Source organism: Polymorphobacter megasporae, assembly GCF_018982885.2.
In the GTDB taxonomy this organism is placed as follows: Bacteria; Pseudomonadota; Alphaproteobacteria; order Sphingomonadales; family Sphingomonadaceae; genus Polymorphobacter_B; species Polymorphobacter_B megasporae.
Genome location: NZ_CP081849.1, coordinates 53241 through 73519, shown reverse-complemented (window position 1 = coordinate 73519; position 20279 = coordinate 53241). Strand labels below are relative to the sequence as shown.

21 protein-coding genes are annotated in these 20279 nt (G+C 67.2%); 14 read left to right on the top strand and 7 right to left on the bottom strand.

What is annotated here, in order from left to right:
* The gene (locus tag KTC28_RS18750; RefSeq protein ID WP_216710617.1) at window positions 1–1128 is read right to left on the bottom strand and encodes an FAD-dependent oxidoreductase; all 1128 of its coding nucleotides are present in this window, start codon (window positions 1126–1128) and stop codon (window positions 1–3) included.
* A 192-nt stretch (window positions 1129–1320) separates the two neighbouring features.
* On the opposite strand from KTC28_RS18750, the gene KTC28_RS18745 reads away from it, so the two are divergent.
* From KTC28_RS18745 to KTC28_RS18735, 3 genes are read left to right on the top strand one after another with little or no spacing between them, the layout of a single operon-like run.
* Entirely contained in the window at window positions 1321–2178 is an 858-nt protein-coding gene (locus KTC28_RS18745) for a hypothetical protein (RefSeq protein WP_216710618.1), read from the top strand.
* A gap of 34 nt (window positions 2179–2212) precedes the next feature.
* Window positions 2213–3001, top strand: a complete 789-nt coding sequence (locus tag KTC28_RS18740) for a dienelactone hydrolase family protein (RefSeq protein ID WP_216710619.1) — start codon at window positions 2213–2215, stop codon at window positions 2999–3001.
* Complete coding sequence (locus tag KTC28_RS18735; protein ID WP_216710620.1) at window positions 2998–4254, top strand: spinster family MFS transporter; 1257 nt, start codon at window positions 2998–3000, stop codon at window positions 4252–4254. Before KTC28_RS18740 ends, KTC28_RS18735 begins: the two co-directional genes overlap by 4 nt.
* Here KTC28_RS18735 and KTC28_RS18730 read toward each other — a convergent pair.
* Window positions 4251–4970 carry a FadR/GntR family transcriptional regulator gene (locus tag KTC28_RS18730; RefSeq protein WP_216710621.1) on the bottom strand — a complete coding sequence of 240 codons (720 nt, stop codon included), beginning with the start codon at window positions 4968–4970 and terminating at the stop codon, window positions 4251–4253. The two genes, KTC28_RS18735 and KTC28_RS18730, sit on opposite strands and share 4 nt — an antisense overlap.
* A gap of 130 nt (window positions 4971–5100) precedes the next feature.
* Between KTC28_RS18730 and KTC28_RS18725 the strand changes: the two genes are divergently transcribed.
* Window positions 5101–6426, top strand: a complete 1326-nt coding sequence (locus KTC28_RS18725; protein WP_216710622.1) for an aromatic ring-hydroxylating oxygenase subunit alpha — start codon at window positions 5101–5103, stop codon at window positions 6424–6426.
* 29 nt (window positions 6427–6455) lie between these two features.
* A complete protein-coding gene (locus tag KTC28_RS18720; RefSeq protein WP_216710623.1) occupies window positions 6456–6938 on the top strand; it encodes a DUF3237 domain-containing protein in 483 nt (160 codons plus the stop codon).
* Between the two features lie 5 nt (window positions 6939–6943).
* On the opposite strand, the gene gtdA is transcribed toward KTC28_RS18720, so the two are convergent.
* Window positions 6944–7996 (bottom strand): gentisate 1,2-dioxygenase, encoded by a 1053-nt coding sequence (gene gtdA / locus KTC28_RS18715; protein ID WP_216710624.1) that lies wholly within the window; start codon window positions 7994–7996, stop codon window positions 6944–6946.
* A 79-nt stretch (window positions 7997–8075) separates the two neighbouring features.
* On the opposite strand from gtdA, the gene KTC28_RS18710 reads away from it, so the two are divergent.
* Window positions 8076–8783, top strand: coding sequence for a fumarylacetoacetate hydrolase family protein (locus KTC28_RS18710; RefSeq protein ID WP_216710625.1), 708 nt, complete (start codon window positions 8076–8078; stop codon window positions 8781–8783).
* Window positions 8780–9394 (top strand): maleylacetoacetate isomerase, encoded by a 615-nt coding sequence (maiA, locus tag KTC28_RS18705; RefSeq protein ID WP_216710626.1) that lies wholly within the window; start codon window positions 8780–8782, stop codon window positions 9392–9394. The genes KTC28_RS18710 and maiA overlap by 4 nt, the downstream gene beginning before the upstream one ends.
* Before the next feature lie 56 nt (window positions 9395–9450).
* Here the strand turns inward: maiA and KTC28_RS18700 are convergent, their stop codons facing one another.
* Window positions 9451–11571, bottom strand: coding sequence for an acetate--CoA ligase family protein (locus tag KTC28_RS18700; RefSeq protein ID WP_216710627.1), 2121 nt, complete (start codon window positions 11569–11571; stop codon window positions 9451–9453).
* Window positions 11564–12427, bottom strand: coding sequence for a p-hydroxycinnamoyl CoA hydratase/lyase (locus tag KTC28_RS18695; RefSeq protein WP_216710628.1), 864 nt, complete (start codon window positions 12425–12427; stop codon window positions 11564–11566). The genes KTC28_RS18700 and KTC28_RS18695 overlap by 8 nt, the downstream gene beginning before the upstream one ends.
* Window positions 12428–12506: 79 nt before the next feature.
* On the opposite strand from KTC28_RS18695, the gene KTC28_RS18690 reads away from it, so the two are divergent.
* The gene (locus KTC28_RS18690; protein WP_216710629.1) at window positions 12507–12920 is read left to right on the top strand and encodes a MarR family winged helix-turn-helix transcriptional regulator; all 414 of its coding nucleotides are present in this window, start codon (window positions 12507–12509) and stop codon (window positions 12918–12920) included.
* Window positions 12921–12926: 6 nt separating this feature from the next.
* Here the strand turns inward: KTC28_RS18690 and KTC28_RS18685 are convergent, their stop codons facing one another.
* Both KTC28_RS18685 and KTC28_RS18680 read right to left on the bottom strand, forming a co-directional pair.
* Window positions 12927–13439 carry a MarR family winged helix-turn-helix transcriptional regulator gene (locus KTC28_RS18685; RefSeq protein ID WP_216710630.1) on the bottom strand — a complete coding sequence of 171 codons (513 nt, stop codon included), beginning with the start codon at window positions 13437–13439 and terminating at the stop codon, window positions 12927–12929.
* A gap of 68 nt (window positions 13440–13507) precedes the next feature.
* On the bottom strand, window positions 13508–14758 hold the full coding sequence (locus KTC28_RS18680) for a flavin-dependent oxidoreductase (protein ID WP_216710631.1): 1251 nt from the start codon (window positions 14756–14758) through the stop codon (window positions 13508–13510).
* A 101-nt stretch (window positions 14759–14859) separates the two neighbouring features.
* On the opposite strand from KTC28_RS18680, the gene KTC28_RS18675 reads away from it, so the two are divergent.
* The 6 genes from KTC28_RS18675 to KTC28_RS18650 are packed head-to-tail and all read left to right on the top strand — an operon-like array spanning window position 14860 to window position 20276.
* Window positions 14860–15864 (top strand): amidohydrolase family protein, encoded by a 1005-nt coding sequence (locus KTC28_RS18675; protein WP_216710632.1) that lies wholly within the window; start codon window positions 14860–14862, stop codon window positions 15862–15864.
* Between the two features lie 16 nt (window positions 15865–15880).
* On the top strand, window positions 15881–16894 hold the full coding sequence (locus KTC28_RS18670; RefSeq protein WP_216710633.1) for a DODA-type extradiol aromatic ring-opening family dioxygenase: 1014 nt from the start codon (window positions 15881–15883) through the stop codon (window positions 16892–16894).
* Between the two features lies 1 nt (window position 16895).
* On the top strand, window positions 16896–17561 hold the full coding sequence (locus KTC28_RS18665) for an RraA family protein (RefSeq protein WP_216710634.1): 666 nt from the start codon (window positions 16896–16898) through the stop codon (window positions 17559–17561).
* Window positions 17558–18214: an RraA family protein gene (locus tag KTC28_RS18660; protein ID WP_216710635.1), complete on the top strand. Its 657-nt coding sequence runs from the start codon at window positions 17558–17560 to the stop codon at window positions 18212–18214. The genes KTC28_RS18665 and KTC28_RS18660 overlap by 4 nt, the downstream gene beginning before the upstream one ends.
* Window positions 18211–18837 (top strand): RraA family protein, encoded by a 627-nt coding sequence (locus KTC28_RS18655; RefSeq protein WP_216710636.1) that lies wholly within the window; start codon window positions 18211–18213, stop codon window positions 18835–18837. The genes KTC28_RS18660 and KTC28_RS18655 overlap by 4 nt, the downstream gene beginning before the upstream one ends.
* Window positions 18834–20276, top strand: a complete 1443-nt coding sequence (locus KTC28_RS18650) for an NAD-dependent succinate-semialdehyde dehydrogenase (RefSeq protein WP_216710637.1) — start codon at window positions 18834–18836, stop codon at window positions 20274–20276. Before KTC28_RS18655 ends, KTC28_RS18650 begins: the two co-directional genes overlap by 4 nt.
* Window positions 20277–20279: the final 3 nt, after the last annotated feature.

Below are 20279 nucleotides of genomic sequence, written 5' to 3'. Positions count from 1 at the left end.
TCAGTAGGGTTTGACGAGCTCGGCAAGCGCCTTGCTCCGGAGCGTGGTATTGTCGGTCGACCCCGAACCGGAGTCTGCGCTGCGCATCATCGCGAGGCTGGTCTCGACGACCATCGCGCAGCGGTTATACCGCCGCACCATGAAGGCATCGAGCCCGGCCGCGACGCTTTCGGCCCGGTCGAGTTCCTCCGCCAGCACGACTCCGTCCTCGAGCGCGATGCTGCCTCCCGACGCGAGGTTGGGCGTCGTCGCGTGCGCGGCATCGCCAATGATCGTCACGCGGCCGCGGTGCCATGGCTGCGGCACGAGCACGTATTCGAACGGACGCGCGACGACGGGCGGCTCGTTGCGCAGCTGGTCGCGGATGCCGCGGATCAGCGGCGCGGTATATTGCGCGAGCACGCTATCGAGCAGTTCCACTGCTTCACTGTGGTCGATGCGGCGGTGGTCCATCCGCTTGCCCGCCGCGAGATAGAGGCGGTTACCCGGCAGCCGGACCGTTGCCAGCATGCCGGTCCCCGCGGGCAGCGTGTAAAAGCCCGGCGGCCCCTCGGGACCGTCTTCGAGGACGATCCGGAAGCTCATCCAGCCGGTGTAGGTCGGCTCGATGCCGGGGTGGATCACGCGGCGGACCGCCGAATGCGCGCCGTCGGCCCCGACGACTAGGTCGAACGTCGCGTTCGTGCCGTCGCCGAACGTAACGTCGACGTGGCCGCCCCCATCGGCGAGCCCGGTGAACGAGAGTCCGGTGCGCATAGTCACCCCGGCGGCGACCGCGGCGTCGGTTAGGATGCGGCCGAGATCGGGCCGGTAGATGGCGATATAGGCAGGGAGACGCGTTGCCGGCACCGGCGGTGCCGACAACGGGAGGGGGTTGCCCGCCCCGTCCCACATTGCCGAAAATAGCGACTTGCCGTCCGCAGGTGTCAGACCCGCGGCGATGCACGCGTCGAGCACGCCCAGCGCTTCGATGGCGTCGACCGCGCGGTTGGTGATCGTGATCGAGGTCCCTTCGGCGCGGTCGTCGAGCGTGACGATCGTCACTTCTGCGCCACGCCGGGCGAGCGCAATCGCCGCCGAGAGACCGGCGAGACCGGCCCCGACCACCAATACCTTTCGCACGATCACGATCATTGCCTCCAGCCGACCGATTGCAGCGGTCTGCGGCCAGCAGACTACCCGCCTATGAAGCCGATGCATCGCCGTCGAATCGATGCAGACGATAGCAGCTATCGACGATAGCGACTTGTGGGGGCGGCGGTGCGCGTTGATCGATAGCAACGAGTTCCCTCCACCGGGACCGAGCAGGGGGGTCAAGCTATGTCCGACACCGCGAGCCAGGGCCGCGGTCCGCTGCCGCAGCTTTTCGCGCACGAACCAGAGCGGATCCGCAAGGCCGCCGAGCTGATCGTGAAGATGCGGCACAAGGAGATCGAGATCGATGGCGAGACGGGTTTCCCGCCAGACGCCAGCCCGCGCAACATTGACGAAGCGCAGCAGGTCGCCGACCTCGTCCGTGATCTCTTCGCGCGCCCTATCCTCGGTTACAAATATTACATTCAGGCGCGGATCCAGCAGGCGCCAATGCTCTCGCCGATCTACGACATCTGGGACAGCCCGGCGGTGTTGTCGGAGGAAATTTCACAGCATCGTTGGATCGAGCCCGAGATGGCGTTCCGCTGCGTGCGCGACTTTCCGGCGCGCGAGAAGCAGTATTCGTATCAGGAGATCGTCGAGGGTCTCGAAGCGGTCCCGGTGTTCGAGATTATCGGGCCGCGTTTCCGCTTCGATTCGCAGGCGCACATGCGCGGGCTCGTCAACAAGTATCGCGACAATCCACGGTTCGACGGCATCGCCGACAACCACGCCTCGGGCGGCTATGTCGTCGGCGAAGCGGTGCGTGACTGGCAGGACGTCGATTTCCTCAAAATGCGCGTGACGATGGACGCAGGCGAGACGCGGATGGTCGACACGATCGGCGGCAATCCCCTCGTCGATCCCTTCATCTCGATGTTCCCGCTTATCAACGTCATGCGCAGCCGACAGGGCCTCTTCGTCGGCCAGCTGCTCGCCACGCATTCCTACTCGGGTTTCATGTCGGTGCCGCTCGACGTGAAGGTCGTCGCCGATTTTACCGGCTTCAAGCCGCTCGAGGCGATTTTTATGGCGACCACCTAATTGTGCGTACGTCGTCGGGTAAAAGGGGAGCGGAATGAAAGCGGCCGAAGTCATCGTCGCGACGCCGTCAGGGCCGATGCGCAGCTTCATCGTCCACCCCGAAGCCGATATCCCCTGTCCGGTCGTCATCGTTTACATGGATTTCTGGGGCTATCGCGACGAGCTGATGGCAATCGCCCGGCGGGCGGCGAGCGTCGGCTATTATTGCATCGTGCCCGACTTTTATCATCGTGAGGACGCGACCGTCCTGAACCAGTTCTTCGGTGCCGATGGCCGAACGCTGTCGGTGTTCAACCTCGATAAGGCGCAGCTCGCGATCGCCGCCGCGCCGCTGCACCGGCTGTCCGACACGATGGTGCTCGACGACACGCGCGCGGTGCTCGACCACGCCGATCGAGACCCCGCAGCCCTTGCGACCCGCGTCGGGGCGATCGGCTTCTGCATGGGCGGACGGCATGCGATCTCGGCCGCCGAATTCTGGCCCGACCGGTTCGTCGCAACCGCCTCGCTCCACGGCAGCTACCTGATCTCAGGCCGGCCGGAATCGCCACACCGTGCGCTCGACCGGCTTCGCGGCGAACTCTACTGCGGCTATGCCGAGAGCGACGTTACCGCCGACGGCGACATGATCGCGCGGTTCGAGGCGCTGCTCGCAGGCCAGCCGGTGCGATACAGCCGCAGCCTCCATACGGGTACGCACCACGGCTATGCGCTGACATCGCGCGATGTCTACGACCTCGCGGCGACCGAGCGCGACTGGGAGCTGATCTTCGCGATGTTCCAGCGAACGATCCCGCCCTACTGCGGCACGGTGCCGCGGTGACCGCGGCGGGATCGCGCGAGCGCGCGCTGCTGTTCCTGTTGTTCCTCGTCTCGACCTTCAACCTCGTCGACCGGCAGATCATCAACATCCTCGCCGAACAGATCAGCCGCGAACTCCATCTCAGCAACACTAGGCTCGGCATCCTGACGGGTCCGGCGTTCGCGGTCTTCTACGCGCTGATGGGGCTGCCGATCGCGCGCTACGCCGATCGCCCGACAACCGACCGGGTGAGTTTGATCGCTACCGTCGTCGCGGTCTTTTCGGTGATGACCGCGGCGTCGGGCCTCGCCGCGTCATACGTCCAGCTCGCCATCGTCCGAGTCGGCGTCGGCCTCGGCGAGGCGGGGTCGGCCCCGGCGTCGTACGCGCTGATCGCCGAACGGATTCCGGTCGAACGGCGCGCGCGCGCCATCGCGCGGCAGGGTCTCGGGGTGCCGTGCGGCATCCTGCTCGGCCTCGTCCTCGGCGGCGCGATCGGCCACGCGTATGGCTGGCGCGCTGCCTTCCTGATCTGCGCCGTCCCCGGCCTGTTCGTCGCGCTCGCGGTCAAGCTCGTGCTCAGGGACGACCGCGCCCCGCCGCGCATCGTCCTCGCCAGTGGGGCCGCGGCACCCGGTGGGCTGCGGGTCGTGTGGCGGTCGCGTGCGCTCGTGCTGCTGATCTGCGCGACCGCGACAAGTTCGATCGTGACGACCGGGCAGACGGTCTGGGCCCCCGTCGTCCTGATCCGGGCGTACCACGTCCCCACCGCGCAGGTCGGGTTATGGCTGGGCCTCGTCAGCGGCCTCGCCGGCATCGCCGGGATGCTGGCGGGCGGGCGGGTCGCCGACCGGCTGGGGAAGATCGCGCCGCGCAATTACATGATCGTGCCGATGGTCGCGGTTCTCGTCGCGCCGCCGTTCTACACCTTCGCTTATGCCGCGACTGACTGGCATGTCGCGCTCGGCCTGCTGATCGTGCCCAGCACGCTCGCGCTGTTCTTTTACGGTCCGGTGTTCGCGAGCGCGCCGCGCCTTGTTCCATCCGAATATCGCAGCTTCGCCACCGCGATCATCCTGCTGTTCATCAACCTTATCGGGGCAGGGCTGGGGCCGCTGGCGATCGGCATCGTCGCCGACGCGCTGAAGCCGGCGGCGGGCGACCAGGCACTGCGGTGGGTGCTGATGGTCTTTCCGTTCCTCAACGTCGTCCCGGCCTTCTTCTACTGGCGCGCCAGCCGTCGATTCGACGCGGCGCTCGGAAGTGCCGCCTAGCGCCGTGACTTTTCGTGTGCCCGGACGCTTTCGAGATGCTCGCGCATCCGGCTCGCCGCGCATTCGCCGTCGCCCGCGGCGATGGCATCGACGACGATACGATATTTCGCCAGCACCCCGCGCGCCCGCGACGGGGTGGTGTCGGTCCCGTACCCGGTCTCGAGCAATTGCAGGATGCCGCCGAGCATAACGGCGAGCGCAATGTTCCCGGCGATGCGTGCAAGCTCGGTGTGGAATTCGCCGAGCAGCCGGGCGAAAGCGCCGCCGTCGCCGACGGCGTCGACCGCCGCGGCGAGCAGCGCGCGCAGCCGCTCGACATCGGCCGCCGCGGCGCGTTCGGCGGCGAGCCGGGTGATCATCGCCTCGGTCGCGATCTGCGCCTCGATTAGATCGCTTCGTGAAACGCCGAGCAAGGTGAGTTGGATCGCCAGTGCGTCGGCGAAGCGGTCGGGGTCGGCGGCGGCGATGCGGATGCCGCCGCCCGACCCGCGGCGCACCGCGATGATGCCGGTGGCTGACAGGGCGCGGACCGCGTCGCGCATCGCCATGCGGCTGACGTCGAACGCATGCGCGAGCGACGCCTCGCTGCCGAGAAAATCGCCCGGCTTCAGCTGGCCGACGAACAGCTGCTCGCTGATCTGTGCGACGATGGCGGCCGATAGGGTGCCGCTGCCGCCGGCGGCGCGCCATTGTCCGCGAACAGTGAGATCGACCACACCGTCTACTAAGCACCAAGCCGCGACCGGGTCGAGTCGGCCAAATATAATATCTTTGATTGACGACGGATCGTGGCGGATGGCATTGGTCGCGGGTCGCCAAGGCGCGCAGCCAGTTGGGGAGAGCAGTATGGACGCCACGCAAAACGAACTGCTGACCCGGGTCGGGCCGGGGACTCCGATGGGCGAGGTACTGCGCCGCTACTGGTTCCCCGTCGCTGGCGTCAGCGAATTCGCGACCGACCGGATCAAGGCGATCCGCCTGCTCGGCGAAGACCTCGTGCTGTACCGCGATCTGAGCGGTGCATTCGGCCTCGTCGAGCGGCAGTGCGCCCACCGCCGCGCCGACCTGTCGTACGGCTTCGTCGAGAAGTGCGGGCTGCGGTGCAGCTACCACGGCTGGACCTATGACGAGACCGGCCAGTGCGTCGCGATGCCGTTCGAGGACACCGTCGTCCCGCAGGCAAAGTACAAGGACAAGATCAGGATCACCGCATATCCGGTCCGCGCGCATGCTGGGCTGCTGTGGACGTACATGGGTCCGTCGCCGGCCCCCGAACTGCCCGATTGGGAACCGTTCAACTGGAGTAATGGCTTCCGCCAGATCGTGATTTCTGAACTGCCTTGCAACTGGCTGCAGGCGCAGGAGAATTCGATCGATCCGGTGCATTTCGAATGGATGCATATGAACTGGGGCCGGCGGCAGGAGGATGTCGAAGCCGAACTCGGGCCGAAGCACATGCAGATCGCGTTCGACGAGTTCGAATTCGGCCTGATCTATCGCCGGATGCGCGAAGACCTGATGGAAAAGCATTCGATGTGGACCGTCGGGCGCGTCTGCCTGTGGCCGAACGCCTTCTACCTCGGCGACCATTTCGAATGGCGGATCCCGATCGACGACGAGAACATGCTGAGCATCGGTTGGATGTTCAACCGCGTGCCCAACGAGCAGGAGCCGTTCGACCAGGCGAGCATCCCAACGTGGCGCGGGCCGATCGCCGATCCCGCGACCGGTCGCTGGTACAGCAAGCACGTGATGAATCAGGACTTCGTCGCGTGGGTCGGGCAGGGGAAGATCGCCGACCGGACGAAGGAGAAGCTCGGCCTGAGCGATCGCGGCATCCAGATGCTGCGCAAGCAATTGCTGGACGACGTCGCGGCGATCGCGCGCGGCGACGATCCAAAGGGCATCATCCGCGATCCGGCGAAGGCGACGAATGTCGCGCTGCCGACCGCCGAACGCGACCTGCTCGTAAACGGTGCGAGCCGCGAGGTGTTCATCAGCCACCCGTTCTTCGGCCACCACATGCATGAATTCCTGTTCCAGGCCGGGCAGCCGCGCGAGGTGTGGGAGGATTTCTGCACGGCAATGGGGATCGACCCCGATCTGCCTGCCCCCGCCCAGCCGGTCACGGCGCGCTTCGGGGCAGTGCTCGAGCCCGAGAAGGTCGCATAGTCGCCCCGCAGCAACGATCGGAACCCGAGATGACCGCGTCGTCGCCCGCTGCACCTTCCGCGCCGCACCTCACGACCGTCTTTTCGGCAATGATCGAGGTCGGCGCGCCGATCGAACTCGGTGTCATCGACGGCGGGCGCGAGCGGTTCATCCCGATCCTCGGCGGCACTATTTCCGGTCCCCGGCTGACCGGCATCGTGCTGTGCGCTGGCGGCGATTGGCAGACAGTCAGGACCGATGGCCGCACCGAACTGCTCGCACGCTATTTTCTGAAAGCAGCGGACGGGACGGTGATTGCGATCGAAAATCCCGGCATGCGCGTCGCGGTCCCCGAGGTGATTGACCGGATGGCGCTAGGCGAGGAGGTGGCGGCGGCGCAGTATTACTCGGGCGGATCGCCGCGCTTCCGTGTCACCGACGGGCCGCACGACTGGCTGCGCAAGCGCGTTTTCATGGCGCGCGGGGTGCGCCGTCCCGACAGCCTGACGATCGAGTTCTATACGATCGACTGACGCGGTTACGCCAACTGCTCGCGCCACAGCGACAGCTTCTGCTGCGTCGCGCGGTCGGAGTAGCTGAACACGACGAGATCGGTCTCAGCCGCGAAGCGCCGCTCGGCCCAGGCGGGCACGACGACGATAGCGCCGGGGGCGAGCGCGAACAGCTCGCCGTCGATCACGAGTGTCCCGCTGCCCTCGACGACGACGTTGATCATGCCGTCGCTCGACCGCGCGGGGCGGGTGTCGAACCCGGCCGGGACCAGCCGCGCGAACGCCGACATCGTCGCCATCACCGATCCGCCGTCGACCGGGTTGGTGAACTCCATCAGATGCGCGTCGTGCGCGTGAGGGGCTTCGGCGCGGCGGAGCACCTCTAGCGTCGCACGCCATTCGGCGAACGGGTAGATGAACAGCGGGTTGCCCTGGCCGGCGACGCGCTCGGCGTGCACCGGGCGCAGGTTGCGACCCCAACGCAGCGCGGCATCGCCCGCGGGTCGCGACGTGGGCCACGCCCCGCGATCCTCGCGATGTTCGGCGAAGCTCGCATCGAGCATCTGCACGAGCGGGATATCGAGCCCGTCGAGCCAGATCATCGGCGCGTCGGTCTCGTTGCCGTGGTCGTGCCACAGCCATGCGGGGGTGAGGATCAGGTCGTACTTGTGCATGTACGCCCGCTCGCCGTCGAGCGCGGTGAACGCGCCGTCGCCGCGCATGATGAAGCGGAGCGCGTTCTGCGCGTGTCGGTGCGCGGGTGCGACCTCGCCGGGCAGGATCAACTGCAGCCCGGCATAAAGCGTATTGGTGATCCGCGACTGCCCCGGCAGCGACGGGTTCTCGAGGATCAGCACGCGACGCTCGGCCTCGGCGGCGGTGATCAGCTCGCCCGCTTCCATGAGCAGCGGCTCGATTCGGTCGAACGACCACGCCGCCGCGATCGCGCGGGTCCGCGGCCTCGGCGTCACCAGCGCGGCGAGCACCTTCCACAGGGGAGCCAGCGCCTCGGGCGTCAGCCGGTCGTAGAAATCGTCGCGCGCGGCTTCGAGGTTGGTCGGTCTGGCGAGCGTAGCCATCAGAAAAAATCCTCTTTGTGCTTGCGCGACTATGCGCGTTTGTCCACGGTTTTGCCAGCCAATCGTCAGAGGACTGATCATGCCGCCGATCTTCGCGCTCCCCGCACGTCCCGCCGCCGCGATCGCTGGCAGTGCCGATACATTCCCCGTCGGTCGGATCATTTGCATCGGCCGCAACTACGAGGCGCATGCGCGCGAGATGGGCAAGGATCCGTCGCGCGAGGCCCCGTTCTTCTTCGCCAAATGCGCCGACGCGCTGGTGCCGAACGGTGCGACGGTGCCGTATCCGCCCGAGACTGCGAACTATCACTTTGAGGGCGAGCTGGTGATCGCGATCGGCAAGGCAGGCGCAAAGTTAAGCGAGGCGGACGCCCTCGATCTTGTCTTCGGCTATGCGGTCGGGCTCGACATGACCCGGCGCGATCTCCAGCTCGAGGCGCGCGACAAGGGGCGGCCTTGGGAAATCGGCAAGAACTTCGCCTTCTCGGCTCCGATGGCGGCGATCAGCCCGGTCGCCGACGTCGGGCACATGGTCAAGGCCCCGATCCGCCTGACCGTCAACGGCGCGATCAAGCAAGACGGCGACATTGCCGACCTGATCTGGGACTGCGCCGAGCAGATCGCCTATCTGAGTCGGTTTGAGCGGCTGCTGCCCGGCGACCTGATCTTTACCGGCACCCCCGCCGGAGTCGGCGCGGTGGTGCCGGGCGACGTCATCGACGTGACGATCGGCGGGCTGACCCCGCTGCGCGTCACGATCGGCGGCAAGGAAGTCGACTTCGCATGATCCTCCACGACTTCGCGCTGTCGTCGGCGAGCTACCGGGTCCGCATCGTGTTGGCCCTGAAGGGCATCGCCTATGAGAAGCGCACCTACGTGCTTCGCGCCGGCGAACAGCGCGCGCCCGGCTATCTCGCGGTCAACCCCGCCGGGCTCGTTCCCGCGCTCGAGGACGGCGACCTGCGGCTCGGGCAAAGCCTCGCGATCATCGACTATCTCGACGCGGTTCATCCCGAGCCGCGGATGATCCCGCTCGATCCGCGTGCGCGCGCGCGGGCGATGGAGATGGCGCTGACGATCGCGTGCGACATCCATCCGATCAACAACCTCCGCGTCCTCCAGTATCTCGAACACCCGATGGGGCAGGACAAGGCGGCGATCGACGACTGGTACCGCAATTGGGTCGCGCAGGGGTTCGCCACGCTCGAAGCGCTTCTGCCCGATGCACCCTTTGCCGGGGGCGACGCACCGAACCTCGTCGACGCCTGCCTCGTGCCGCAGATGTTCAACGCGCGGCGATTCAAGCTCGACTTGACGCCGTATCCGAAGGTCAGCGCGATCGCGGACCGGGCCGCCGCACTGCCCGCCTTCGCCAGCGCCGCGCCGCCGCCGGTCTAGGGACGCCGGAGGCTAGGCGCGCCGGCCTCCCGTCGGACAGCGGCTTGCCAGTCGATTCAACCGAGGACGATCAGCGCGTCGAGGGCGACGGGCGGCCTGTCGGCGAATACGACGAGCGGGTTGATGTCGATCTCGACGATCTCGGGATGAGCGAGCAGCAGCTGTCCGATCGTTGTCACCACGCGCGCCACGGCGGCCTTGTCGACCGGTGCCGCGCCGCGCGCGCCTTCGAGCAGGCTATGCGCCTTGAGCAGCCCCAATTCCTCGATCACCACCGCTTCGGTGACGCTGGCCGGCAACAGCCGGATGTCGTTCAAGGCCTCGATCCACACGCCGCCGAGCCCAACGACGACGACGGGTCCCCAATTGGGGTCGCGCCGGCCGCCGACGACGAGTTCGAGGCCGCGCGCGGCCATCGCCTCGACGAGATAGCCGGCGATGACCGCATCGGGACGGGCGTCGGTAACGCGCTGCGCCATCGTGCCCCACGCAGCTCGCAGCGCGGCCTCATCGGCGAGGCCGACCGCGACGCCGCCGACTTCAGTCTTGTGCAACAACTGGGCCGACTGAACCTTGAGGACGACCGGGTAACCGATCCGCGTCGCCGCTACGACGGCGCCCTCGAGCGTAGTCGCGAGCGCGCCCTCGGGAACGGCTACCGCCGCTGTCTGGAGCAGCGCCTTGCCCGCATGTTCGAGCATCGCGCCGCTGCCCGCGACGCGGTCCGCGGCAGCGATCGGCGCAGCGGTCGCGGCGTTGGCGCGCTGCTTAAGGTCGGCGAAGCGCGCCGAATGCGCGAACATGCGCAGCGCGCGCTCGGGTGATCGATAGAAGGGGATGCCGTTCGTCTGCATCGTCGCCGCCAGCGTCGGATCGACCGGGGCGTCGCCGAGCACGACATAGGCCTTTGGCTTGTCGCTCGCGATCAGCGCCGGCAGGATCGCCTGGGCCTTGATCATCCCGACCTCGGGGCTCCCGGGCATGACCGCGACAAGCACGCCGCTACTGCCCGGATCCGCCGCCATCGCCGCGGTGGCCTCGGCGTATAACGGCATGTCCTTGAGGCCCTGGGCGGTGATGTCGAGCGGGTTGCTCGCCTCGGCGAACGTCGGCAGCCGCTCGCGCAGCCGGGCGAGCGTGCCGGCGTTCAGGTCGGGCAGCGTCAGCCCAAGGCTGTCGGCAAAGTCGAGCGACAAGCCGCGCAGGGCACCCGAGTCGGTGATCACCGAGGGGCCAGTCGCCTGGCCAACCGGGAAGCGCGTGAAGAATTCCGCCGCGTCGAGCAGCTCCTCGAGCGTCTCGACGAGGATGACCGCCTCGCTCGCGACAAGCGCGCGCATGACGTCGTAATTGCCCGAGAGCGCGCCGGTATGCGACGCCGCCGAATCGCGTGCGCGGTCGCTGCGGCCCGGGTGGAGCAGGATGACCGGCTTGCCGTTGCCGCGCGCGCGCCGCGCCAGCGCGAGAAAGTCGAGCGGGCGGCGGAGCTGTTCGGCGAAGACAGCAATCGCGTGGGTGTCGGCGTCGTCGACGATATGCGCCATGAAATCCTCGACGCCGGTGACCGCCTCGTTACCGGTCGCGATCGCGTAGGACACGGCGTAATTCCGCACCGTGGCAGACAGGCGCAGGCTTCCCATCATGGCGCCGCTCTGCGCGAGAACCGCGAGCGCCGGACGACCCTCGGGCGGGCTCGGCGCATTCGGGCCGAAGGCGAGGCAATTGCCCGCGACGAAATTGGTCATGCCGAGCGTATTCGGGCCGAGGACCGCGATATCGGCCTCGCGGGCGATCGCGGTCATCCGCGCCTGCGCGGCGACGCCTTCGGCACCGGCTTCGGCGAAGCCGGCGGCGAAGACGACCGCGCCGCCGATGCCCTTGCGCGCGCATGCCTCGATCGCCGGAACGATCGCGCGAGCGGGCAGAGCGATGACCGCCGCGTCGACCTCGTCGGGCAGGTCGTCGATCGTCGCGACGCACGGCCGTCCGCCGACCGAGGCGTTGGTCCGGCTGACGAGGTGGACCGCCCCGGGGAAGTCGAACGCCTTGATGTTGCGGAACGACCGGCCTCCCATCGAGCCGCCGTCCTCGCTGACGCCGACGATCGCCACCGACTTCGGGCGCAGCAGCCGTCCGACCGCGGCGAACGAGACATTGGCCGTTGGCGCTTCAGGCATCGCGGCGGTATCCTTGCAGGCCGGGGCGAATCGACTTCTCGTCGAGGAACTGCGCCATGCCCTTGTTGCGGCCCTTTTCGGGGTCCTGCGCCGCGGTCTGCTCGGCCTTAGCGCTCAGATAATCCTCGGCCAAATCCCAGTCCATCACGCCGATCCGCTTGAACGTGTTCTTCGCCTGCCGGAGCACGGTCGGGTTCTTGGCGAGCAAGGTCTTCGCCAGCGCGCGCGTCCGTTCGCGCAGCTTTTCGAGCGGCACCGATTCGTTGACCAGCCCGGTCTGCACCGCGATCTGCCCGCCGAACGGCTCGCCGGTCATGATGTAATACAGCGCCGCCTTGTGATGCATCACTTCGGCGAGCGCGCGGGTGACGTTGCCGGCGGGGATGATCCCCCAGTTGATCTCGCTCAGCCCGAAGGTGGCTTCGTCGGCGGCGATCGCGAGGTCGCACGCGATCAGCGGCGTAAACGCGCCGCCGAAACACCAGCCGTTGACCATCGCGATCGTCGGCTTGGGATAGAAGCGCAACTTGCGCCACTGCCATTCGCCCGCGGCGCGGCGGATGCGGGTTTTCTCGACCGCTGAGGCCTGGTCGGTCTCGCGGAAATATTCCTTGAGATCCATGCCGGCGGTGAACGAATCGCCCGCGCCGGTGAGGACGACGACGCCGACGCTGTCGTCAATTTCGAGCTCCTCAAGGACTTCGAGCATCTCGCGGTTCATCGTCGGGCTCATCGCGTTGCGTTTTTCCGGGCGGTTGAGCGTGACCCACGCGATCCTCTCGTCGCGCTCGATCGCAACGGTCTGGTACGTCCCGGCTGGCGACGATGCGTTGGCACCGGCAGGTGTCTGATCCATGATAGTCTCCCCAGGTTCGACGTTCTGAATGGAAGCTAGCCGTATATAAGGCTTCCGTATATTCCAAGTGAAAATGAGCATGCGCGCATCCCGCACCGTCTATCTGATCAAGCGCGCAGAGACGGTGGTCCGCACCGGGCTCGAGGCGTCGCTCCAGCCGCTCGGGCTGACGCCCCGGCAATATGTCACGCTGTCGCTGCTCCGCGACGAGCGCGACCAGTCGTCGGCCGACCTCGCGCGCAAGGCGGGCATCACGCCGCAATCGATGTCTGAAACGATCGCTTCGCTGATCCGCAAGGGGTTGATCGAAAGGCTCGAAAGCCCCGAGCACCGCCGCATCCTGATGACGCGGCTGACCGGCGCCGGCAACGCGCTGCTCGCCAAGTGCGAGGCGGCGGTCGACGTGATGGAGGCACAGTTGCTTGCGGCGGTCGCAGTCGGCGATCTCGACGCGCTGCGGCGCGGGTTGCGCGCCATCGTCAAGGCGGGTTGACCGCCGCTATTTGCGCGAGGCGCGTTTCCCGTTTGTCTCGGGACGAATCGGCGCGCGGGTGTGCTCGTTGAACCTATCGACGAAGCGTTCGAGCAAGTTCAGGAACTTAGCGGCGTCCTTGGCCGAGAAAGCGTCGAGGGCGCGTGCGCGGGCGTGCTTCGCCGGCTCGGCGACGCGTTCGAGCATTGCGTGGCCCGCCAGCGACAGCGTGATGATCTTGCGGCGCTTGTCGACGTCGTCGTCGCGGCGTTCAATATAGCCGGCTTCCTCGAGCTTGCTGACGACCAGTGCGGTCGTCGAGCGGTCGATGCCGACGAGCGTCGCAATTCCGACCTGATCGAGGCTGCCGCGGGCGCGGAGGACGACCATCGTCCCGTATTGCGTCGTCGTCAGGCCGAGCCCGGCGGTCTCCTCCAGAAACAGCGCGACGCTGATCTGATGCGCGCGACGAAGCAGAAATCCCGGGCGCCGGTAAAGTTCGTCGAGCGACTTCTCGGCCGACCCATGATCGCTCGTCACGTGCGCGCCTTCGACTGCGGTGCCCTCATCGTCGCTAGTCTATTTCAATCGCGGTGTAAGCCCAACCCTCATGGCGGCGGCGCGACGCTGTCGACGCTGAAACCGGCGATCCGTTTGTATCGGTCCGACAGCTCGCGCAGCTCGTCCTGCGAGATGTACGCGTCAAGATTGTCGACAGGGCGGTCGCCGACGAGTTCCTCGACCTTGAGATTGATGATGTCGGGCGGGCTGACGCGGTTGGTGCGGACGATCTCGGCGGTCGCGGGGCGGCGCTCGGCCTCGTACGCCGCAAATGCTGCGCGCGGGTCGCCGCCGGCGGCGAGCAGGTCGGCGAGGACGCGGACATCTATCAGTGACTGCGCCGACCCGTTCGATCCGCGCGGGTACATCGGATGCGCCGCGTCGCCGGCGAAGGTCACGCGCCCGAAGGTCCAGCGATCGACCGGGTCCTTGTCGACCATCGGATATTCAAGGACGGTCTCGGCATCACGGATCAGCGCGCCGACGTCGAGCCAATCGAACTTGAAGCCTTCATAGATCGGCAGGAAGTCGCCGCGGTCGCCAACCTGGTTCCAGTCATTGCGCTGGTTGCGGTCGGTTTCGATCTCGGCGATCCAGTTGATCAGCTGGTCGCCCGATCCGTCGATATCGTTGACGATCGGATAGACGACGATCTTGCCGGTCTTGATCGAGCCGATCCGCATGTAGGTGGAGCCACCAAGGATCGGCTTGTGCCGCGTCACCCCGCGCCACGTGTTGATTCCGGTGAACGCTACGGTCTCGTGGGGGTAAAACAGCCTGCGCACCGCCGAATTGACGCCGTCGCAGGCGATGACGACATCCGCCGTCACCGGTGCCCGCATCGATCCGTCCGACGTCGCCTTGAAGTGCAGCGTAGCGCCGGCATCGGTCTGGTCGAGCCCGACGAATGCATGGTCGCACGTTACCGCGTCGGCGCCGATCTGCGCGCGCACCGCCGCGAGCAGGATGCCATGGAGACGCCCGCGGTGGATGCCGACCTCGGGCTGCGGATAGCCGGCGAACTTGCCGCGCGGCTCGGCAAACAATTTCTGACCGAAGCGGTTGAAGAAGGCGCTCTCGCGGTTCTCGATACCGGCGGCAAGGACGGTATCGGCGAGGCCGAGCGCGGCGATCTCGCGCATCCCGTGCGGCAGCAGCGTGATGCCGACCCCGATCTCTGCGATCGCCGGGGCTGCTTCGTAAACCCGTGCCGGAATCCCGCGCCGATGGAGCCCCAGAGCGAGCGCCAGACCGGCGATCCCGCCGCCGACAATCGCGATGCCGCGTGGTACTTCCATGGCCGTTGCGTCCTAAACCGGTTGCACACCGGAGGATGCTATAATATCAGACGTCTGACAATGTCGAGACCGTACGATTCTGCGAGCGCCGGAGAGGCCGAATGATCATCGATTGCCACGGGCACGTCAGCGCGCCGACCGAACTATGGGCGTACAAGGCGAACATTTTGTCGCATCGCGGCAGCCACGGGCGCGGCGGGGTGCGGGTGACCGACGACCAGATCCGCGCCGCCGCGAACAAGAAGGAAATGGCACCGTGCGGCCATCTCGACATGCTGCACAAGCACGGCACCGACCTCCAGCTGATTTCGCCGCGGCCGTTCCAGATGATGTCGAGCTTCGAGCCGGGCCGGGTGGTCCACTGGTTCGTCGAGGAGTGCAACAAGATCATCCACCGCAACGTCGAGCTGTTTCCCGACAGGTTCGTCGGCATCTGCGGCCTGCCGCAGGTCGCGGGCGAGCCTATCGAGAACACGCTGCCCGAACTCGAGCGCTGCATCAATCTCGGCTTTAAGGGCTGCCTGCTCAACCCCGATCCCTATGAGAATACCGGCACGCACCCGCCGGGCCTCGGCGAGCGCTACTGGTATCCGCTGTATGAAAAATTGTGCGAACTCGACCTGCCGGCGCACATCCACGCGACCGGGTCGCGCGCCGACCGCGAACCGTATTCGCTCCACTTCATCAACGAGGAAACCACGGCGGTCTACAACCTCGTCAATTCGGACGTGTTCACCGACTTCCCCGATCTCAAGATCGTCGTCAGCCACGGCGGCGGCGCGATCCCCTATCAGATCGGCCGGTTCATCGCCGGCAACATCTATGCCGGGAAGGACTTCCGCGAGAATTTCTCGAAGCTCTATTTCGATACCGTGCTGTATACCGAGGGCGCGCTCAGGCTCCTGATCGAGACGGTGGGCGCCGAACATTGCCTGTTCGGTTCGGAATGCCCTGGCGTCGGGTCGCAATACGATCCGCAAGGCTCGCAGGTCAGCACGATGGACGATATCGCGCCGACCATCGCCGGTTTCACCTGGCTGACCGACGCGCAGAAGAAGATGATCTTCGAGGACAACGCCCGCCGCGTGTTCAAGCTCGACGTCTGATCCAGGAGGACAAGGGATGGCGGAAATCGTTCTGGGCATGTGGACCACGCACGGTCCGACGCTGTCGACGACGCCCGAGGAGTGGCTGTTGCGCCTCCCGGCTGACCACGCCAACAAGGCGCATTGGTATCAGACCGGCCGTTACGACTTCGACACGCTCGTTGCGATGCGGCGCGACGAAGGGCTTGCCGAGAAGAGTTCGCTTGCCGAACGGACCAAGCGAAACGCCGCGTGCCGGGTCGCGATCGACACGATGGCCGAAGCCTTCGCCGCGGTAAAACCCGACGTCGCGGTGATCTTCGGCAACGACCAGCAGGAGCTGTTCAACGACACGCTGATGCCGGCGTTCACCGTCTTCAACGGCGAGAAAGTCTGGAACGAGCCATCGTCCGACGAACAGGCGGCGAAGCATCCGCCGGGCATCCACGCCGCCGAATGGGGGCACAAACCGCCTGACTACACCGAATATCCGGGGCATCCCGAACTCGCGAACTACCTGATCGGCGACCTCGTCGCGCACTCGTTCGACATCACCCGCGCCAGCCAGCTGCCGCGGCTCGAAGGTCACTGGCACACCGGGATCGGTCACGCCTTCGGCTTCGTCTATCGCCAGATCATGCGCGACGCCGTCGTGCCGCACGTGCCGTTCATCACCAACACTTTCTTCCCGCCGAACCAGCCGACCGCGCGGCGCTGCTTCGAGATGGGGCGCACTGTCGGACGCGCGATCCGGGCGTGGGACTCCGACGCCCGCGTCGCGATCTTCGGCTCGGGCGGCATGTCGCATTTCGTCATCGACGAGCCGTTCGACCAGCGGATCTTCGACGCGCTCGCGGCGCGCGACGGCGAAGCCCTGTGCACGATCGGCGAGGACTGGCTGCAATCCGGGAGCAGCGAACTCAAGAACTGGATCGCGGCGGCGGGGGCATTGTTCGAGACCGACCTCGCCGGCGACGTCGTCGACTACCAGCCGTGCTACCGGTCCGAAGCTGGGACGGGCACCGCCAACGGCTTCGTTTACTGGAACTGACATGACCGACGATATCGCCAAACGCCTCGCGCGGCTCGATGCCTGCGCGGTGTCCGATGCGCTCGACCAGCTCGGCCTGCCGTCGTCGGTGACCGGGCTCGCGCCGCGCGCCGCTCGGGGGCGCGTCTCGGGATCGATCATCACCGTCAAGCTCGCCGCTGGCAAGCCGCCGGAGGGCACGGTGCCGCGCCATCTCTGCACCACTGCGATCGACATGGCCGCGCCGGGGCAGGTGATCGTCGTCGAGCAGCGCACCGGCGTCGAATGCGCCGGCTGGGGCGGCATCCTGTCGAACGCGGCGCGAGGGCGCGGTGTATCGGGCGTGATCGTCGAGGGGCTGGCGCGCGACGTCGACGAGGCCGCCGAGATCGGTTTTCCGGTCTATGCGCGCGGCAGCACGGCGCGGACTGCGCGGGGGCGTGTCTACGAGATTGCGACCGGGGTGGACGTCACCGTCGGCGACGTCACGGTCGCGACCGGGGACTGGGTCGTCGCCGACGGCAGCGGCGCGGCATTCGTCCCTGCCGCCCGGATCGACGACGTCCTCGCCGCCGCCGAACGCATCGCGCTGCGCGAAGCCGGCATGACCAAGGCGGTGCTCGCCGGGCATCCGGTCTCGACGGTGATGGGCGGCGATTACGAACATCTGCTGGAGACGACCGGGTGAGCGACATCAACGTCGAACGGGCCGGGCGGCTCGATACCGCGACGATCAGCGACGCGCTCGACCGGCTCAGCATCGCCGGCCAGTGCCTCGGGATCAAGCCTCTCGACCATCGCTTCCGGCTGGCGGGACGGGCGTTCACCCTCAGTTATGCTCCGGTCGGGCATCCCGTTGGCACCGTCGGCGACTTCATCGACGATGTGCCAGCGGGGCACGTTGTGGTAATCGACAACGGCGGCCGGCCCGACGCGACGGTGTGGGGCGATATCCTGACCTTCACCGCGAACAAGCGCGGTCTCGGCGGGACGGTGATTGACGGGGCGTGCCGCGACACCCACCTCGCGCTTGATCTCGGCTACCCGATGTACAGCCGCAGCTATTCGATGCGGACCGGCAAGGACCGGGTGCAGCTCGACGCGACGCAGGTGATCGTGACGATCGGCGACGTCCGCGTCGCACCTGGCGATATCGTCCGCGGCGATTCGGACGGCGTCGTCGTCATCCCCGCCGACCGCGAAACCGAGGTGCTCGATGCCGCCGAGGCGATAGACGCCGCCGAGATGCGTATCCGCAACGCCATCGCCGGCGGGCTGCGGCTCGACGAGGCGCGGCGGCAGCAGCAGTATCACCTCCTTCAACGACGCGAGGGCAAATGAGCTATAGCGTCGATCTGCTCGCCGAAGCGGCGCGCCTCGGTGCCGCCACGCTGCACGAGGCGGCGGGCCGGATCGGGGCGCTGCCTTCGGCGATCAAGCCGGTCGCGCCCGGCATGCGCATCGCCGGGCCGGCGTTCACGGTGCACGTCCCCGCGGGCGACAATCTTTGGATACACCGCGCGCTGTACCAAGCTGCGCCCGGAGACGTGCTCGTCGTGTCGACGAGCGGCGGGATCGAATGGGGTTATTGGGGCGATATCCTCAACACTGCGGCGATCGAGCAGCGGCTCGGCGGCCTCGTTATCGACGGCGGCGTCCGCGACGTGGCGGGCCTGTCGGTGATGCCGTTCCCGGTTTTTTCGAACGGCGTCTGCCTCAACGGCACGATCAAGGGCTATGCCGCCACCGCGTGGACGCGCCAGCCGATCCGCATCGGCGACGTCGTGGTCGGGCAAGGCGACCTGATCGTCGGCGACCGCGACGGGGTCGTCGCTCTGTCCGCGCCGACGGTCGCCACCGCGCTGTTGGGCGGGGCGCTCCGCGAACGCGACGAAGCCGACAAGATCGCGCGTATCAAGGCGGGCGAGCGAACGATCGACATCTACGGATTCGGCGCAGCATGAACGACGATCACGATTATCCAAAGCCGACGCTGTTCATCGCCGGGGTCTGGCGGGCGGCGGGCGACGGCGCGACGATCCCGGTCGTCGACCCGGCTACCGGCGCGACGATCGCCGATCTGCCCGTCGCGACGCAGGGCGACCTCGACGAGGCGCTGGCCGCCGCCGATGCCGGGTTTAAGATCTGGCGCGCTGTTTCGGCATATGATCGCGCCCGGGTCCTGCGCCGCGCCGCCGACCTGCTGCGCGAGCGGGCTTCGCAGATCGGCGCGATTTCGACGCGCGAGCAGGGCAAACCGATCAGTGAATCGACCGCCGAAGCCTTTGCGTGCGCCGACATCTTCGACTGGTACGCCGAGGAAGCGCGGCGCGCCTACGGCCGGATCGTGCCGTCGAAGCATCCGGGCGTCCGCCACCTCGTGACCAAGGAGCCGATCGGTCCGGTCGCCGCGTTCAGCCCGTGGAATTTCCCGACGACGATTCCGTCGCGCAAGCTCGCGGCGGCACTGGCGGCAGGGTGTTCGGTGATCATCAAGCCCGCCGAAGAAACCCCGGGAAGCGCGCTCGCGCTCGCACGGGCGCTCGACGATGCCGGCTTGCCAAAGGGTGTGCTCAACGTCGTGTTCGGCGTGCCGCCCGATATCTCGAGCTACCTCATCGCCTCTCCGGTCATCCGCAAGATTACTTTCACCGGCTCGACCGCGGTCGGCAAGCAACTCGGCGTCCTCGCGGCAAGGGTGATGAAGCCGACGACGATGGAGCTGGGCGGTCATGCCCCGGTCATCGTCTTCGCCGACGCCGATCTCGACCGCGCGGTGCCGATGCTTGCGGCGGGCAAGTATCGCAACGCGGGCCAGATCTGCATCGCCCCGACGCGATTCTATCTCCACGAGAGCATCCACGACGCGTTCGTCGAGAAGTTCGCGGCGGCGGCGGCCCGGCTCAGGCTCGGCAATGGCCTCGACCCCGCGACGACGATGGGGCCGCTGGCGAATCCGCGGCGGCTGTCTGCGATGCACGACATGGTCGCCGAAGCCGCCGCGACCGGTGCGCGCGTGGTCACCGGCGGCGACGCGACCGGCGGCGCAGGCAATTTCTGGCAACCGACCGTGCTGGCCGACGTGCCGAACGCCGCGCGGATCATGAACGAGGAGCCGTTCGGGCCGGTCGCGGTGACCCAGCGCTTCGACCGCTTCGACGACGTCGTCGCGCAGGCGAACCGGCTGCCCTACGGCCTCGCGGCCTATGCCTGGACGCGGTCGGCGCGAACCGCCGCCGACATCGGCGATGTGATCGAGGCGGGCATGGTCGGGATCAACTTCGTCGGGCTGACCGGGCCGGAAACCCCGTTCGGCGGGGTCAAGGAAAGCGGCCACGGCTCCGAAGGCGGGAGCGAAGGCCTCGATGCGTACCTTCATCACAAATATATCGCGCAGGGGTAGGTC